This is a genomic window from Aquirufa aurantiipilula (assembly GCF_019923745.1).
In the GTDB taxonomy this organism is placed as follows: Bacteria; Bacteroidota; Bacteroidia; order Cytophagales; family Spirosomataceae; genus Aquirufa; species Aquirufa aurantiipilula.
Genome location: NZ_JAANOG010000040.1, coordinates 1 through 543 on the forward strand (window position 1 = coordinate 1; position 543 = coordinate 543).

Below are 543 nucleotides of genomic sequence, written 5' to 3' on the forward strand. Positions count from 1 at the left end.
AAGATAGGTTTTCAATGATATTAGAGAAAAAGAGAAGAAACAAGCGGGCTTGTAGCTCAGGTGGTTAGAGCGCTACACTGATAATGTAGAGGTCCGTGGTTCGAGTCCACGCAGGCCCACCAACAAATAGCATGTTGGGGCAAGCTGGAGATGAAAGCCAATAAGAGGGATAATAATCCCGATTAAACTTGGGGGATTAGCTCAGCTGGCTAGAGCACCTGCCTTGCACGCAGGGGGTCAACGGTTCGAATCCGTTATTCTCCACCAGAGTAAAGCATTAGACAAACGAGTTTAATGAAAATTTAGAGTAAGGTTTAAATGCAAACGATGATGGATAAGTCGATGTAGCACATCATTTATAATGTATCATTTACCATTTAAAATTATACCCCTCCCTCCTACTTCAACGGAAGTAGAAATTTGGGAAACGATGTAGAGTATCTTAATTTATTAAGAGATTTTACACAAGGTTCTTTGACATATTGTGAGAATAAAGTAAAGAGTAAGAGCAAAAATAGATAGCGATTGCCTTCGGGCATGAAG

General features: G+C 40.3%; 2 tRNA genes. Both read left to right on the forward strand.

Annotated elements, in window-relative coordinates:
* The first annotated feature begins 45 nt into the window (after positions 1 to 45).
* Positions 46 to 122: transfer RNA gene (locus G9H60_RS13245), tRNA-Ile, on the forward strand.
* Positions 123 to 190: 68 nt separating this feature from the next.
* A tRNA-Ala gene (locus G9H60_RS13250) sits at positions 191 to 267 on the forward strand.
* Positions 268 to 543 lie beyond the last annotated feature (276 nt).